The sequence below is a fragment of the Streptomyces aureus genome (assembly GCF_000725495.1).
Classification (GTDB): Bacteria; Actinomycetota; Actinomycetes; order Streptomycetales; family Streptomycetaceae; genus Streptomyces; species Streptomyces aureus_B.
The window spans coordinates 64,680-79,181 of sequence record NZ_JNZD01000028.1; the positions used below are offsets into that span (position 1 = coordinate 64,680).

The following is a 14,502-nucleotide window of genomic DNA, read 5'->3' on the forward strand; positions in this document are numbered from 1 at the left end:
CGTGGCAGGGGACGCTTCGGCGGGTGCTCTCTCAGACTTTTGACGGCTGGCCCAGCAGTTCTACCGCGGACAAGGCGCGGTATGCCTCATCGACAAGTCCGGCTGCCTCGAGCCGGTGGCTGACGCGCAGGATTTCCGTGATGAGGGTGTGTGTTTCGTCGCGTAGTGCGTTTTCCCGTTGTGCTTGCTCGGCCAGTCCGGCGTTGCTCTGTCCTTCGCGGGGCAGTGCAGTGGGGTAGGCCTGTTCTGCCGTGAGTTGGCTGTAGAGATCGGCGCATCGAATCAGGGCAGAGGAGGCTTCCAGAAGGTTGTCCTCCTTGATGCAGGCTTGGGCTAGTGAGCGGAGGGCGCGTGCCTGTCCGTGTTGAACACCCAGGATTTCCAGGTGAGCACTTGCGCTGCGTAGAGCGGGGATTGACTCAGCTGGGCGGCCGGTTTGCAGGAGGAGTACTCCGATGGCGCGTAGGGCCTGCGCGGCCCATTCCTCGTTGTTGTTGCTCTGGTGCAGCGTGCGGGCTGTTTTGAACCAGTCCAGGGCTTGGCTGTGTCTGTCGAGGACGCGGAAGGTCTCCGCCAGGGCCTGACAGGCTTCTGCCTCGGACTCGGGGTCGTTCAACTGCTGGAAGAGTGTGATCGCTGTTTTCAGATGAGGAATAGCCAGGTGCGCCTTCTCGGCCTGCAGGTAGAGGGAAGCGAGGTCCTGGTGGAGAAGGGCTTGAACGGAGAGGTCTCCGGTCGCCAGATACGCCTCGAGGGCTGTGGTGAAGCTGGCTGCCGCGCGGTCGAGGTGCCCCGTTGCTTTCAGGGCATTTCCCAGACTGCGGAACAAAGGTCCCTTCTCCTCCAGGGGTAGTGGGTGTTGTTGAGCAAGATCTTCGGCTGCCTGCAGGGTGGCGATGGCCTCATCGTGGTTTGCTGCCTGTAGCAGGGCGGTGCTGAGGTTGCAGAGCAGCAGCACCGTGGCTGCCGGGTTCTCGCTGCGATTTTGTGAGATTGCTTCGGAGAGTAGGTCGATGGCTTCCTGCGTTTGGTGCGCACTGATCAAGATGGCGCCCATGTTGACGACGATCTGCACGTTCTGCATGCCAGCCACGGAACGAGAGAGATCGGTGACAAACGCCAGAATCTCTCGTGCGCGTACAAGGTCACCGTTGGCGGCGAAACTGACGGCGATGTTGCTCAGGGCGGCCGCTCGCAGAGTGAGATGGCCGTTGTCGTTGGCCCAGCGTTCGACCTGATTCATCAGTTCCAGGAGGATGGCGTGTTGCTTTTCCTGGAATATGAAGCGGGCGGCGCTCATAGCGATTTTGGTGCCCGTCAGCGGGTCTTCGTTGGCGAAACACCAGCGGGCCACAGCGGCGACGTTGCTCAGTTCGACGCGCATCCATTCCAGGGCGGATGTACGTCCTGGACGAGGGGCTGGTTGCTGGGACCACAGAGCGCGCTCGGCGTTTGCGGCGCGCGTGCGGTAGTACGCCACGATTCGCGCGCGGGTGTCTCTGATCTCCCTGGTGGAGAGGTGGTCTCCTATGACTGCTTGACCGTAGATCTGCAGCAGGGACGGAATTTGCCAGCGCTCGGCGGTAGCGGTCGGTGCGATGAGGTGACGCTGGGCCAGTTCGTCCAGCAGGGTGATTGAGGCGGAGCCCCAATTGAGTGCTGCTTTGACCGTGGCCGTTGCAAATTCTGATCCGGGTAGCAGGGCCAGGGAGCAGAGGGCCTTCTGCTGTGCCGGCGAGGCGCCGTGGAAGGTGACGTCGAGTGCGTGGCGCACGGGCAGTTCGCCGTGGTGTTCCAGTCCGAGCGCGGATTCGAACTCCAGGAGCTTCAGCAGTTGGCGCATCGTGCGACGCGGGTCAGCCGTCAGCCAAGTGGCCGCGGTGGCCAGTGCCAGCGGGAAACCGCCGCACAGTTTGGCTACGTCTGCGGTGGCTTCGTGGTCGCGGTCGGCGCGGGTGTCATTGCGGTCATGCTGCAGCAGCAAGGCTTCCAGGAGCTGTGTTGCCTCGGGCTGGGGGAGGGAGCCGACGTCGATGATGTCGAGGCCGGTGTCGCCAGGGGCGTGCTGGCTGGTTGCGATCAGTGCGTATCCGGCGGGCATGGCGGATGTGACTTGCGCGATGTCGGCGGGCCTCGCATTGTGGAGCAGGATCAGCACGCGGCGTGCGGGGCCGCCTATCAGCTTGAGCTGTGCCGTGGACCAGGTCTGCGCATGTGCTGGGGTCGCCGGATCGTTCAGCCCGAGCTGGCGGGCGATGGCCATCCATAGCGAGGGCTTGTCCGTGAGGGTAACGATGAGCAGGCCGCCGGGAAACCAGTCACGGGCGCATGCGTCCTGAGCGGCTCGTGCAGCTAGTACCGACTTGCCGATGCCGGCCGCTCCGGTGAGGACTACGACGGCTCGCGACTCGGTGCTGGGGTCCAGAGCGTGGAGGAGCCGCTGGAGTTCCTGTTGGCGACCGACCACAACTGGCGGGAGACCCTCGGATTCTGGGGTCGTTCTGGGGTAGGCACGGGGACGTGGTGCCCCTGGCCAGCCTTGACTCCTGTTGAGGTCGACAGTGCTGGCCTTGTGGAGCAGTGATGTTGCCGCAGGCCCCATACGGCTCAGCAGCTGGGTGCCGTCCCGGATTGTCCCCAGTACTGCGACCGGGTACCGGCTCGGATCGTCCAGCAACTCCAGAAGGGCTTCGGCAAGTTCTTCGCCGCCCGGAGCCGCGAGGCTCTCATCCAGATCGTCCAGCCACACCACTGTTTGTGACCCGACGCCGTCGTCGGCCAGGGCCTTCAGCACGCATTCATTGCGGTCGATCAATGCGGGTGCCCAAGCCCACCATTCTGCAAGCTCGTGCCGCATGGCCTCCCACAGTGTGCGGGTACGCCCGCTGTGGGGTTTGCCGCGCACCAGGATGATTTTGCTCTGCCAGGGGACGCCTCCGATGCGTTGACGCAACTCGCTGTCAATGCGGCGTGCTTGATAGGGGGCAAGCAGCGTTCTGACCGAAGCCGCCCGTCGTTCGTTGAGGTCAGCGATCGGGATGCCGAAGTACCGTGCGTCTGCATCTGTGAGTTCCTCGATGCGTTGCCCCAAGAGGCGACTGGAAGCAAGGCGGCCTGCCGTCGGCGGTCGGGTGACGACTTCGGCTTCGCCCGGCGCACCCACACGATAGATCTGGCCGCGCGCGGTGCGTACGAACATCGGCACGGTGTGAGCGGGACAGGCAGTGAAGCCGCCGCGGGGAACTCTGACCTCTTGGGCCTCGCCCCAGGCGTCGTGGCGGGACGACACATGCAGGATGCGTGGTTGCGTGTCGGGAACGAGGATGCCCTCGGACGGCCAACGGAAGTCTCCGAAGCCCAATTTGCTGCCGTCATGGCGGACTGGCAGCACGACGTCGGGAACATCGTCCGAAACGGGGGTGCCGAGCGGACCGCTCATGAACCGGCGTGTGCCGGGGCCGCCGAGCAACTCGACGAGATCCAGTCCGGTGGCCGTCTGCCTCACCGACTCGGGGAATCGGGACCATGCCTGGGTGAACCATCGCTGCAACGCAGCACGTCGCAGCGGCTCGTCGACGGCAGTCCGCAGAAAGGATTGCAGGAGCGTGTCGACGTCGGCCTGGGACTCATCGGTGATTCCTGCATCATGCAGCAACGCGGCCCAGGTGACTTGTTCCTCATGAGCCAGGACGGGGGAGTGGCCGATATGGGCCTCATGAATGGTGCGGCCAGCCAGCCGGATCGGATCCTCCGGCCGGCTCGTCCTCAGTTCCTCGACCAGCATGCTGCGTGCCTCAAGCATCACCGGTGGGCGCAGGACCATGTACTGACCGCCGCGATGTGCTGCCCATGGCCCGTACCAAAGACCGGTCTCGGCCCCGACGTTCAACGTAGGGCGCACTGTGATTCGGATGCTGCGGATGAGCTCTGGCTCGATGCGCACCGCGCTCGCCAGCGCGATTGCCAGGCTCTGTGCATCGCCCGGGAGGTCACTGAGAGATGGCTGGGCGAGGGCGGGAGCATTCCAAGAAGCCGGCACGCCCCTCATCGCAGCCTCGCGTGAGCCGTTGATGCGGTCGTGGAGCGGTCCCAGCTGAGCAGCGGCATCAAGAGGCGCATCCAGGCTGGTTGCTGGCGTGCTGACAGGGGAGCCAGGCCGACCGGCAGGCAGTCGGCCCTGTGCCACAGTGCTGCCGCACGTTGCCATACCTTACGGTTTTCCGCTTGCTCGGCGCGGGGGACTGTATTTTGGCCGAAGTCGCTAATGATGAGAACGCGCGTCCCAGACGGAGGAGCGGTGTATGGCTTCCAGCTCCACCCGGCCGACCGTCCACTGCGCAGAGGATTTTGTGCGAAGTAGCGGACGTCGCAGGCGTGTGCGCCGGCGATCGCTGTAATCCGGTCGAGCAGTTGTTGCTGGTCCCGGGCGAACAGTCTGGTTCCCTCGTTGATGTCCACCAGCACCTGGACGCCGAAGCGCAGAGTCCGCACGGGCAGGCGGGGGAGCTCGGCCACGTGGCGGCCGTGGGCCATCGCCGTCAGGACCCTCTGCACGTCGATCGGGCCTTCGTGGACCACCCGGGACAGAAGCAGCCGCAAGATGGCGGATTCGGAGCGGGGCGGAAACAGAGGCAGGTAGGGATGGGGCGGCGTCGGCCCTCTGTTGGGAGTGGGCTCCGTCGCCACGGGCGGCTGTGTCCACTGGCGGCTTACGGCGAGCTCGGTTCCCATCGGAAACAGCAAGGGGATGGGGCGCGGTGCCTCGAGCGGCGTCCCGGCCTGGCGCAGGCCGCCAGACGACGTCGATGGCGACGGCGTTTTGGCCCGCCGCGGAGACAAGGAGGCGTGCGCAGAAGGTTTGGAAGGTTCCTGCGTTGTCTGCACGGCCTTCGGATGCAAGCCGAGCATGGCGGCCGCCGCGTGGAACGTTGCCTCGTCGGAGACGTCAACGGCAGCCATCACACGGGCCATATCGCCGATCCAGGCTTGGGATCTCGGTGCTTGCTCCACCCTGCCTGCGGGCGGCAGACCAACGTGCCTGCTCTTTCCGGGCATTCTCAGCCCCTCATCTGCTGGGGTTTGAGTAGGGTCAGACCGCGCAGCTTCTCCCAACGGCCGTCGCCGACTTCAATCTCCAGTGCACGGCATGCCCACAACGCATCGAGATACTCTGCGGTACTGGGCGGACGGATTCCGTCCCTGGTCGCCACACGCCGGACAGCGAGCAGTTCATCCGCCAGAGCCGCTGCCAGCCTCGCGTCCTGGGGGTCGACCTTGCGCAATCGGGATTTGAGATGGGCTTTGGCGATGTCCACCAGTTCCCCCGGGGTCCCGGGCTCCGGGGCGCTGGCGATGACGCAGCGTCGAAGGAATGCCTGAGGCAGCTCGCGCTCCTCGTTTGTCGTAATGATCACCAGGTGGCGGGAGAACGGTTTACCTGACTGCGGTCGGGCCGAAGCCGGCTCCACAGCGACGCGGCGTCCGGTTTCCGCCACCGTGAAACCGTTTGAAGCCAGCGGTACCAACAGCCCGTTGGGAACGTCGGGATCCGCCTTGTCGATCTCGTCGATCAGGACGACTGCGTGGTCGGCACGGCGGTTGCGATTCCATCGCTCCTTGTGTGGTCCCGAGGCCGTGTCATCTCCAAGGTCGCGCTCGTGTCTGGCCTTGCGAGTCTTTTCTGCCACGACAGCAGCCGATTTGGGCGCGAACGCCCACCACAGCGGACCGGGCTCGATGTAGGCGTCCTCATCGAGCGCGTCTCCGTTGACATCGTCGAACCTAGCTCGTTGTGCGTCGGCCAGACGGCGAACCCCGTCGAATGACCACAGCAGGTCCGTCGCGCGGGTCTGAGAAGTCACCACGTATTCGTAGTAACGCCAGCGGAGTTTCCGGGCGATGTACGGGGCCAAGGAGGACTTGCCCGACCCCGGGTTCCCCCTCAGCAGCAGTGGGCGGCCGGTGGCCTTGGCCACCTCAACGGCCAACTCCAGATCCTGCGGCATGACGTAGACCAATCCGTCACGGCGGTCCGGCATGTCCTTCAGCCCGGCTGTGCCAGCGCCTGCTTGCCGTTTACCCCTAACGGCCATGACCTGGTGTCCTTTCGGTAGTGCAGGCATTGCGAGATGAGGTCAACCACACTGCTCGAGCAGTTCGTCCATGGCCATGTAGAGCTGGTAGGCCCGGCGCTGCTCGGCGTCCGTGGGACTGGGGTGCACCACTACGGCATCCGTCAGACCACATCCCTCGAGTTCCTTCGGCTCAGGTACGTCTTCCGGGGCGAGCACGACCACATTGAGGACCTTCAGCCCCTCGAATTCTTCAGCCAGTGACCGCACCACTTCGATGATCGTCTCCAGCTCGTAGTCCTTGAGATTCACCACCAGATACGGAAGAACCCCCGGAATCGCTTCAACGTCCGAGAGCGTGTTCCAGGGCGGTACCCTGAACAGGTCGTGCAGCTGCTCCATACATGCGGCTCTCAGACGGCTCGCGGGCGACTCTTCCGACCACGGCAGGTCCGATTCCTCAGCCAAGGTGCTGACGCGCCAGCTCATGGGTTTTCTGCAGAGGGCGCGTTCCACGTGGTGCTCGGCCATCCAGGGCAGGCGAGCCGGAAAGATGATCACTCTGGTGTCGTTGGGGGCGTCGTCGTCCTGGGCCGGGAGAAAGCACTCCGCGGCCTCCTGATCAGCCCAGCCCGGAAGCAACTCCTGCACCAGGCCCGCCAAGGATCCATCAAGGACTGGGCGTAATTCCGCAACTGCCTGTGCGAGACGCCCGCCCTCCTTGGCAGCGGCGAGGAGACGGAATGCCAGAAGGATGTCCGATCCGATCCTCGCCTTGAGCTGCTGCAGATCACCATCCTGCAGCCCGAGACGCTCAGCTGCAGTCAGTACCCGCTTGGGGCTGCTGCGAGCCGCCTTGTCCAGGTAGTCGGCAATCCTCCCCGCCCACTCGAACACCCTCTCGTCGCGTGCAGCTTCACCGAAATTTGCGAACTCCGCCAGCATCCAGTCGACGAACACCGTCACCGAACAGTCCAGGCTCGGTGGCGGATTGTAGGGGGCGACCCGGTCCTGGATGCAGGCCTGCAGCCGAAACAAAGGTCCGAAGCCCACTTTGCGAGCCTGCTTGGGATCCAGACCGCCCATCAGCCCGGGCAGCACGTGCGGCAAGTCCTTCATCACGTGACGCGATACCAGCACCTCGGTCTCGCGCCGCACCCATTCGGGAGCCTCAAGCGTCTTGGGACCCAGCAACACAACTGCGGCGTCGCAAGCGAAGAGTTCCATGTAGAGCTCTTCCGCCCACACGTCCCCTACGCGCAGGCTTTCGACGTCGAAGAACACCTCGTAGCCGCGTCGTTTCAGCTCGGGCACCAATAAGCTCACGGCATCCTCGACGCACTGGTCCTTGCCCTGGTCCTTGCCAGATCCATGGCTGATGAACACACGTAACGCCATGGTGCCCCCGCCCCCATGCCTCAATGCCAGACGATCCGTCCAGGCTCCCCAGAACAGCGAGTGTGACGCACAGTCACGTTTCGTGCAGCCGATTCGGCGAGATCAGTCCCACCGAGACCAGATCTTCATCTGCCGCGCCCTACCAGCCGAGGCGCAGCCTGAGCGCCGCTGGTCGTCGTCCTCGGCCACGACTCGTGCGGGGCGGTCGCCGCGGCCCGCTCCGCCCTGGAGAACGGGCAGACGCCGGGCGGCTTCGTCCGGGACGTTGTCGAACGGGTGACCCCGAGCGTGCTGGCAGCTCGCGCCGCCGGACGCGACACGGCCGAAGAGATCCTGGCCGAGCACATCGAGAACACCGTGGACCTGCTGCTCGAACGCTCGCGCGTCCTGGCCGACGCGGTGGCTGCCGGCCGCCTCTTCCGAGGCAGCGCCGCCAAATACGACAAGACCGCCACCTCCTCCGAGGCGGCGGTCAGTCTCGCGTCATTCCTGCTGTGGGCAAGGCCCGTTTGCCGGTGGACCCTAGTTCCATCCGCCGAACAGTCCGCCGCTGAGCTGTGCGGAGCAGATGTTGTATCCGCCGCGGGCGTGGCCCGTCTTCGTTTTGCCGTCGACGTCATCGGCAGGCCGTGGCCGTCCAGGTTGTCGGTGTCGCTGCCGTAGGTTATGTCCACGCCTGCCGGCGCCGATCCCCACACCTTGAAGACAACCTTGTCCTTCGGTGCTGCCGACTCCGTCTTCTTCGGCTTGGCTTTCGCGGGCGCGGCCTTCGCGGTCTTCGTCACGGTGACGGTCGGGGCGGGCGCGGCTTTGGCCTTGGCCGCTGCGGTGGCGGTGACGGTTACACGGGGAGCGGGCTTCGCACTGGCAGCTGTCTTCTGGTCATCGCCTGAGGATCCGATCCCTACGCCGATGAACAGGATGAGTATTGCGGCGGGGATGGCAATCCGCTTGCGCGCCCACTTCGGGGCCTGCGGCGGTGTCGGCAACTGCCCGAAAGGCGCTTGTCCCGGGTAGGGCGGCTGAGCAGGCGGTGACTGGTTGCACCTTCCACTCACCGGACCCCGGCAGGCGGCCTCCCCCGATTCCGTTTCCTGAGATCCTCGCCACGCGAACTCGGTTGCGAGTCCGCTTGCGCCGCCGAGGTCCCCGGCGGCGCAAGCCGGCTGATCGACGGCGACCGCTTACGAGAGTCGCTTGCCGATGGCTGCGGTGGCGATCTCGTGGTCCTTGCAGCGCCACCACTCGTCGATGTTCGCCGAGATGATCAGCGCCGCGGTTCGGAGATCCGCCTCCTGCGCGCCTTCGTCCAAGAGGTTGCTGGCGTCCTCGTCGAAGTCCAGGCTCAGCAGCCAGCGCTGTGGCTCGTTGTTCGGCTGAGCCACCGATACCTCGACTTCGAGGAAGGTTCGTTCGGTCTCAACCGCCCCTGCGGCGAGCCTGCGCTGCGTCAACTGCAAGTGCTCGACACGGATCGGGACGGCGTACGTCGGCTCGTACTCGCGAAGCAGATCACCCAGCCGGGCCAGCGTGTCAGGCGTGAGGATCATGGAGCTCCATCAGCAGGCAGGACGGCGCGGTCCGGCGGACGATGCGCGGCTGGAGCCGGGTGCGTCATCCATAGAGTAGGCCGTGATGATGCCCTGCGGGTTGATTCTGGGCGTGCGTCCGTAGGCGTTCGGGTTGTCCAGTACTCCGAAGTACTTGCTGCACGGAGGCATGGCTTCCATGTAGTAGTGCCATCGGCCTCCGGGGATCGGCACCGCAGTGCCGCGCCAGATGGCGTGACTGATTTTCCTGTCGAAGTCGGCGCTCCAGCGGCCGCGATACACCAGGTGGCGGTACCCCCAGGTGTTCGAGCCGCATCGAAGTGGGATGACGAGTGGACCCTGGTAGTAGTTCTTCACGATGTGTGCTGCCGACTGCCCGGCGCACGGGTTCGCCGCCGGTGCGGCATGCGCACTCCCGACGACAGACGAACTGGCCGCGGCCAGCACCGCCGCAACAGCAGCGGTTCGCTGAGCAAGTCCCATACGGATCTTTCCCCCGTTCACGTGTGACGCTCCGGAGATACCCGGACTGGTCAGGTTCTGGTACCGGAGCTCAGGCACCGACAACGCTCTCGCACGCATGTGCTAACGGGCAAGTGAATTAAGTGTCGTTATGAGCCAAGTTCATGAAATAAACGGAGAGTTGGAGAATCTGTGGCCAATCATTCCCATTCCGCTCTTTCCTGGTCGTCGAGCCCGCAGGGGGGCGACGGGACAGGTGCCTCGCCGTCGCTGGCGCACGAGGAAGAGCAGGACGACCCTTGGCTGTGTTCGCGGGTTTCGGCTCTGGCACAGCGTGTGTCGGGCGCCAGCAGTGGGGGTGCACTCGTACCAAGGTCGTGTTGTGGGGCAGCTGCGACAGGTACGCCTTGCCGCCCGGCCAGACCATGGGCTCGGAGGTTTGGGGAGGACACGAATCAGGGTCGCAGTACGCGTGAGAGCTTCTGTTGCTCTCCCGCTAGCAGCCGTCCAGGGTGAGCATGTCCGCTGCGGTCTGTTGGTGGGAGCAAGCCAGCAATGGCCTGGACGGCGTTGCTCATCGAGAGAGACCTCTCATCAGATCGGGGATGCCATGTCCGGCTCTCAGGGAGAGCGTTTCTGCTGAAGTCTTCTGATGGCTTGCCAGCGGCGTTCGTAGTCGTGTGAGTGGTTGAGGATCTCGTTGGCTGTGATGGCCCGGTTGTACTGGGCGGTGATTCCTTGCCGAGCGCAGGTCTGAGCCACGGTGTGTGCTGAAGGAACGGTGCTCTCGAGCCGGCAGTCTGCCCAGATCTCGTAGATGCGAAAGTGCAGGAAGTACCGGCGCAGTGTGGAGGGGCTGACTGGGCTGCCGCCGCGGCCTGTTGTGCCCTTTCCGGCGAGGTGTGCGGAGAGCTCGTTGCCGGAGGGTTGTTCGCCGTACACGTCCTGGTAGTCCCTCCAGGCGAGGTAGTACCGGTCGACCACAGTGAGACCACTGGCGCTTCTCGCCTCTGGCTCCTGCTGCTCTTCGACATCCGCGTTCACTTGCGTTTTGCGCGTTTCCTTGGCGGGGTGCGCTCTTACATCTGAGGGCGGCGCCGGGGCACGGCCGTGGTCCAAGCCGTCTTTGGGCTGGCTGGGGTCGGCCGACGGTTCGTCGGCGGCTGACTCTCCATCGCCGAAGCTGTCGTGCTGTTCGCTTGCCCCAGCCCGTACGTCCTGCGCAGCACGGAGCTCACCCGCTACGGTGATAGCGCTGTCGCGCTCGAGGACGTACTGAGGTAAGGCGACCGTGCTCGGGAACCAGTCGTCCGTGAACTCATCGATGCCGGCCGCGGCGAGGCCAGCGGGGGCCGTCTGTGCGAGGGGTACGCCGTAGCGGGCCAGACGCAGCGGCATCAGCGACTCGACCGGCGCCTTGCGGCGCCAGGCGCGGCCGAAGCGGGAATGCAGCCGGGCCTGATAGACGAGACGTTCCTGCTCCAGCTTGATGACGTGCTCGTAGGAGCGCAGCTCCCACAGCTTCATCCGGCGCCACAGCAGGAAGGTGGGAACGGGGGAGAGCAGCCAGCGGGTGAGGCGGACGCCTTCCATGTGCTTGTCGGCCGTGATGTCGGCTATTCGGCCGATCGCGTGCCGGGCCGCCTCCACCGCCACCACGCAGGAGTTTGTGCGGGCGGCCGAGCCTGACTGGGGAGATCGTTTCCGTGCTCCTGCGCTGCCGGTCCTTCCCGGCGGCCGCGGTCATAAGGCCTGCTCCTCTTTGCTTCTGCGGTGCAGGAGCTCGTTGATGAGCTGCTCCGTTTCGGTCTCCAGGCAGCAGTCGAGGGGCGCGTTGACCTGTTGGATGCGGGCGATGGCGGTGTGCAGGCCGCCCCGGTTCCCGGCCGCCGATTCGAGGACCATCAGGCCCCGGTAGAGCAGTTCTGCCGTCTCGTCGACATCGAGCCCCGCCGCGATGGCTTTCCGCGCGCCACCGAGATTGCGATGCGGGCCTTTCGCGGTGCGCAGAGTTGCCACGGTGTGGGCGACGTCGACGATCCGAGTGATCATCTCCTGCTGGTACGGCTGCGCCCATGCCGGTGCCCGTGTACCGAAGGGCCGGCCGCGCACGATGGACAAGGCCTTCTCCAGATCGGGCAGTCCGTCTGGGCCGTGGGGGAGTGCGCGTTCGGCGAGCTGGGGGAAGCGTGTCCAGTCGCAGCGCACACCGTCGGCCAGTCGGTAGGGGGTGTCTGCGTTGTGGCGGCGCGGCACGTACGGGTCGCCGTTCGGGTCGTTGCCCAGCGCACGCCGTAGTCCCTGGAGGCGGGCGTTGAGGGTGGCGGGCGACCAGGGGCTGATCGGGTCCATGTCGGCGCACAGGACGTCGACTGTGCGGGCGGGGCGGAAGTAGAGCAGGGCCGCGAGCTGGGCGGAGCGCGGTCCGTGGCCGGTGTGGGCGACCCCGTCCACTTCCACCGACCCCAGCACCCGGATCTCCGGCCCGCGAGGGATTTGCGCGCTCTCTCCTTCGTCCGTGCCCGCGGCCGACGTCGGGGCGTGGGGTTGTGTCCCAGCCGCCTCGGTGTCTCGCTCGCTCCCGTCCGCTCCGTCGTCCCCCCTGCCGGGCTGCGACGCCGGCGGGAGCGAATTCGACGGGGCAGCCGACCGAGTGGTCGGCGCCACCGTCCCGAAAACGACCGTTTTTGGGACGGCTTCGCGTGCACACGCGAAAGCCATACGCCGTGTGTCACGCACTCACGGATGCTTTGACTGATACGTAGAAGTCGGCGGGCATCTCGGTGGTCTCGTCAGTTATCGCCAAACTGGCCTGCCGCAGAGCAAGACCATTTGTTCCGGACAGGTCGACGTTCGTGAGCGTCGCCCTAAACAGGTTGGCGTTCGTGAGCGTCGCCCCGGACAGGTTGGCGTTCGTGAGCGTCGCCCCGGACAGGTCGGCGTCCGTGAGCGTCGCCACGGCCAGGTTGGCATCCGTGAGCGTCGCCCCGGACAGGTTGGCGTTCGTGAGCGCCGCCCCGGCCAGCTTGGCGTCCATGAGCGTCGCCCCGGCCAGGTAGGCGTTCGTGAGCGTCGCCCCAAACAGGTCGGCGTTCGTGAGCGTCGCCCTGAACAGGCTGGCCTTCGTGAGCGTCGCCCTAAACAGGTTGGCGTTCGTGAGCGTCGCCCCGGCCAGGTTGGCGTCCGTGAGCATCGCCCCGGCCAGGTTGGCGTTCGTGAGCGTCGCCCCGGACAAGTCGGCGTCCGTGAGGTCGGCTTGGCCGAGTCGAGCGCCAGCGAGGTGGAGCTCGCGGAGGTCGAGCTGTTCGCGGGGGTCGACGTGGGTGCGTGATTCGGCAAGGGTGAGAGCGGTGAGGGCGGCCTGTACATCGGCAGCCGGCTTCCTGGGCAGCGGATGTTCTTCGCCGGCGGCTTTGGGGGCGCGGTGGCGGATGAAGTGGCCGAGGACGCGGGCGGCGTCGGTGGCGGCCTGTTCGGGGGCGTCTTGCACGATCTGTTCGAGGGCGAGGATGCCGCCGATGCGTACGTAGATCTCGTTTGAGCCGAGCCGTTCGAGGGCTTTGGTGAAACGGTCGGTGATCTGGCCTCGTCGGGTGAGGCGGTAGGTGCGGGCGGTGTAGAGCAGGGCGATGCCGGCGCCGAGAGCGGCGGTGAAGGCGACGACTGCGGTGCGCAGGCCGGTCACGAGGGCCGCTGATCCCTTTTTTAGCTCGGCCTCGTCGATGTGGTCGGCGTCGATGACGTAGGGGCCCTGCCAGATCAGCCAGGGCAGCACCACGAACAACACGAGCACTCCGGCTGCAATCAGAGCGGTCATGGCCCGCCGCTGGTTGCGTACCTTCCGCCGGACGCGTTCACGGCGCTGCTCTAGATCGGATGTGGCCCACCGACGGGCTCGTTGTCTGCGTAGCCGCACGGCGCGTGGTGTTCTCATGCCCTATACAGGCTGGTCTGGTGGTGTTTGGTTGCAGCTCTCTCGAGTCGAGTTGTGGCCGCGGATCGTTCCCCGCCCGCATCCGTTTCCGGGGTCCCTTCGCGTGCACACGCGAAAGGATCACCCCGTGCGATGCGAGCGCTCGGGCCGCACTCTTGGATCATGGAAGAGCCCGTGCGCGTAGCCCTGGCGGAGGCGGTGGCCGTCCTGCCCGTTGGTGAGGGCTGGTGGTATGAGCCCAAATTCGACGGGCACCGGGCGGTACTGCTGCGGGATGCCGACACGGTCCGGCTGCAATCGCGCTCCGGGCGGATTGTGACGTCGTGGTGGATGGACATTGCCGTACCGGCCATGGCGCTGCCGGCGGGCACCGTGCTGGATGGCGAGCTGGTCATTTGGCGGGATGGGCGCCTGGATTTCGGGGCGGTGCAGTCGCGGGCGGCCTCTGCGCCGGCTCGGGCTCGGGCGCTGGCCGAGGACTTCCCCGCGTCGTACGCGGTCTGGGACTGCCTGCACCATCCGGTTCACGGGGACGTCCGCGGGCGGCCATGGACGGACCGGCGCGCTCTCCTCCTGGACGTGCTCGCCGATATCCCTCCGCCGATTCAGGCGGTCCCGGCCTCCGACGACGTGGCCACGGCTCGGGACTGGTACGAGTCTCTGCGTCCGCTGAATATCGAGGGGGTCGTGTGCAAGCGCGGATCGTCCCCGTACCGGCCAGGGCGGGTGTGGGTGAAGGTGAGGCACTCAGAGCCGGTTGACGCCATGGTCGTGGGCTTCACGGGGCCTCGCTCACGGCCACGGGCGCTCGTCGTCCAACTGCCTGACGGACGCCGGGCTTTGTCCCAGCGGTTGACGGCTCCGCTAGCGGCACATGCAGCAGCGCTGCTGCCAGACCCCGGACCGGACCGGTTCGGGTCGACGCGGGACGGCGAGCGCTACGCCGAAAGCGGTCCAGGGCTCGTTGCGGAGGTGCTGGCGGGCAGTACGCGGCACCGCGTGGTGACCGTCACGCGCATCCTCGCGGCAGAGTGAGTGGGTCCTCGAAACCCGAAGCAGCCGCGCCCGCGCTCGCCCGGCGCAGGGC

10 protein-coding genes and 1 pseudogene are annotated in these 14,502 nt (G+C 66.0%); 2 read left to right on the plus strand and 9 right to left on the minus strand.

All coding sequences use genetic code 11. The features are described from left to right. Nucleotides 1–31 precede the first annotated feature (31 nt). The 4 genes from IO36_RS29290 to IO36_RS29305 form a co-directional block, all read right to left on the minus strand. The gene (locus tag IO36_RS29290) at nt 32–4,039 is read right to left on the minus strand and encodes a tetratricopeptide repeat protein (RefSeq protein WP_158997555.1); all 4,008 of its coding nucleotides are present in this window, start codon (nt 4,037–4,039) and stop codon (nt 32–34) included. A gap of 5 nt (nt 4,040–4,044) precedes the next feature. Further along, nucleotides 4,045–4,959, minus strand: a complete 915-nt coding sequence (locus IO36_RS47060; protein WP_158997557.1) for a hypothetical protein — start codon at nt 4,957–4,959, stop codon at nt 4,045–4,047. Nucleotides 4,960–5,057: 98 nt separating this feature from the next. Next, nucleotides 5,058–6,005 (minus strand): AAA family ATPase, encoded by a 948-nt coding sequence (locus tag IO36_RS29300; RefSeq protein ID WP_245173525.1) that lies wholly within the window; start codon nt 6,003–6,005, stop codon nt 5,058–5,060. 129 nt (nt 6,006–6,134) lie between these two features. Beyond that, nucleotides 6,135–7,457, minus strand: coding sequence for a toll/interleukin-1 receptor domain-containing protein (locus tag IO36_RS29305; protein ID WP_158997559.1), 1,323 nt, complete (start codon nt 7,455–7,457; stop codon nt 6,135–6,137). A gap of 177 nt (nt 7,458–7,634) precedes the next feature. Here IO36_RS29305 and IO36_RS29310 point away from each other — a divergent pair. Further along, a pseudogene (locus IO36_RS29310) lies at nt 7,635–7,886 on the plus strand (carbonic anhydrase); the annotation flags it as partial. A gap of 767 nt (nt 7,887–8,653) precedes the next feature. Here the strand turns inward: IO36_RS29310 and IO36_RS29320 are convergent. The 5 genes from IO36_RS29320 to IO36_RS29335 form a co-directional block, all read right to left on the minus strand. Beyond that, complete coding sequence (locus IO36_RS29320) at nt 8,654–9,019, minus strand: hypothetical protein (protein ID WP_037624114.1); 366 nt, start codon at nt 9,017–9,019, stop codon at nt 8,654–8,656. 9 nt (nt 9,020–9,028) lie between these two features. Further along, nucleotides 9,029–9,523, minus strand: a complete 495-nt coding sequence (locus IO36_RS44980) for a hypothetical protein (RefSeq protein ID WP_209441284.1) — start codon at nt 9,521–9,523, stop codon at nt 9,029–9,031. Nucleotides 9,524–10,102: 579 nt separating this feature from the next. Beyond that, nucleotides 10,103–11,140: a DUF2637 domain-containing protein gene (locus IO36_RS48445; RefSeq protein WP_051901036.1), complete on the minus strand. Its 1,038-nt coding sequence runs from the start codon at nt 11,138–11,140 to the stop codon at nt 10,103–10,105. A gap of 84 nt (nt 11,141–11,224) precedes the next feature. Continuing rightward, nucleotides 11,225–11,953: an AfsR/SARP family transcriptional regulator gene (locus IO36_RS29330; RefSeq protein WP_037624115.1), complete on the minus strand. Its 729-nt coding sequence runs from the start codon at nt 11,951–11,953 to the stop codon at nt 11,225–11,227. A gap of 259 nt (nt 11,954–12,212) precedes the next feature. Then, nucleotides 12,213–13,298 (minus strand): pentapeptide repeat-containing protein, encoded by a 1,086-nt coding sequence (locus IO36_RS29335; RefSeq protein WP_051901037.1) that lies wholly within the window; start codon nt 13,296–13,298, stop codon nt 12,213–12,215. Between the two features lie 279 nt (nt 13,299–13,577). Between IO36_RS29335 and IO36_RS29340 the strand changes: the two genes are divergently transcribed. After that, nucleotides 13,578–14,450: an ATP-dependent DNA ligase gene (locus tag IO36_RS29340; RefSeq protein ID WP_051901050.1), complete on the plus strand. Its 873-nt coding sequence runs from the start codon at nt 13,578–13,580 to the stop codon at nt 14,448–14,450. Nucleotides 14,451–14,502: the final 52 nt, after the last annotated feature.

Bases quoted from the DNA above. Each gene is read 5' to 3' on its own strand.
- IO36_RS29320 (WP_037624114.1), bottom strand. From the start codon at position 9,019: ATGATCCTCACGCCTGACACGCTGGCCCGGCTGGGTGATCTGCTTCGC.
- IO36_RS47060 (WP_158997557.1), bottom strand. From the start codon at position 4,959: ATGGCTGCCGTTGACGTCTCCGACGAGGCAACGTTCCACGCGGCGGCC.
- IO36_RS29340 (WP_051901050.1), top strand. From the start codon at position 13,578: ATGGAAGAGCCCGTGCGCGTAGCCCTGGCGGAGGCGGTGGCCGTCCTG.
- IO36_RS29335 (WP_051901037.1), bottom strand. From the start codon at position 13,298: ATGACCGCTCTGATTGCAGCCGGAGTGCTCGTGTTGTTCGTGGTGCTG.
- IO36_RS29300 (WP_245173525.1), bottom strand. From the start codon at position 6,005: ATGCCGCAGGATCTGGAGTTGGCCGTTGAGGTGGCCAAGGCCACCGGC.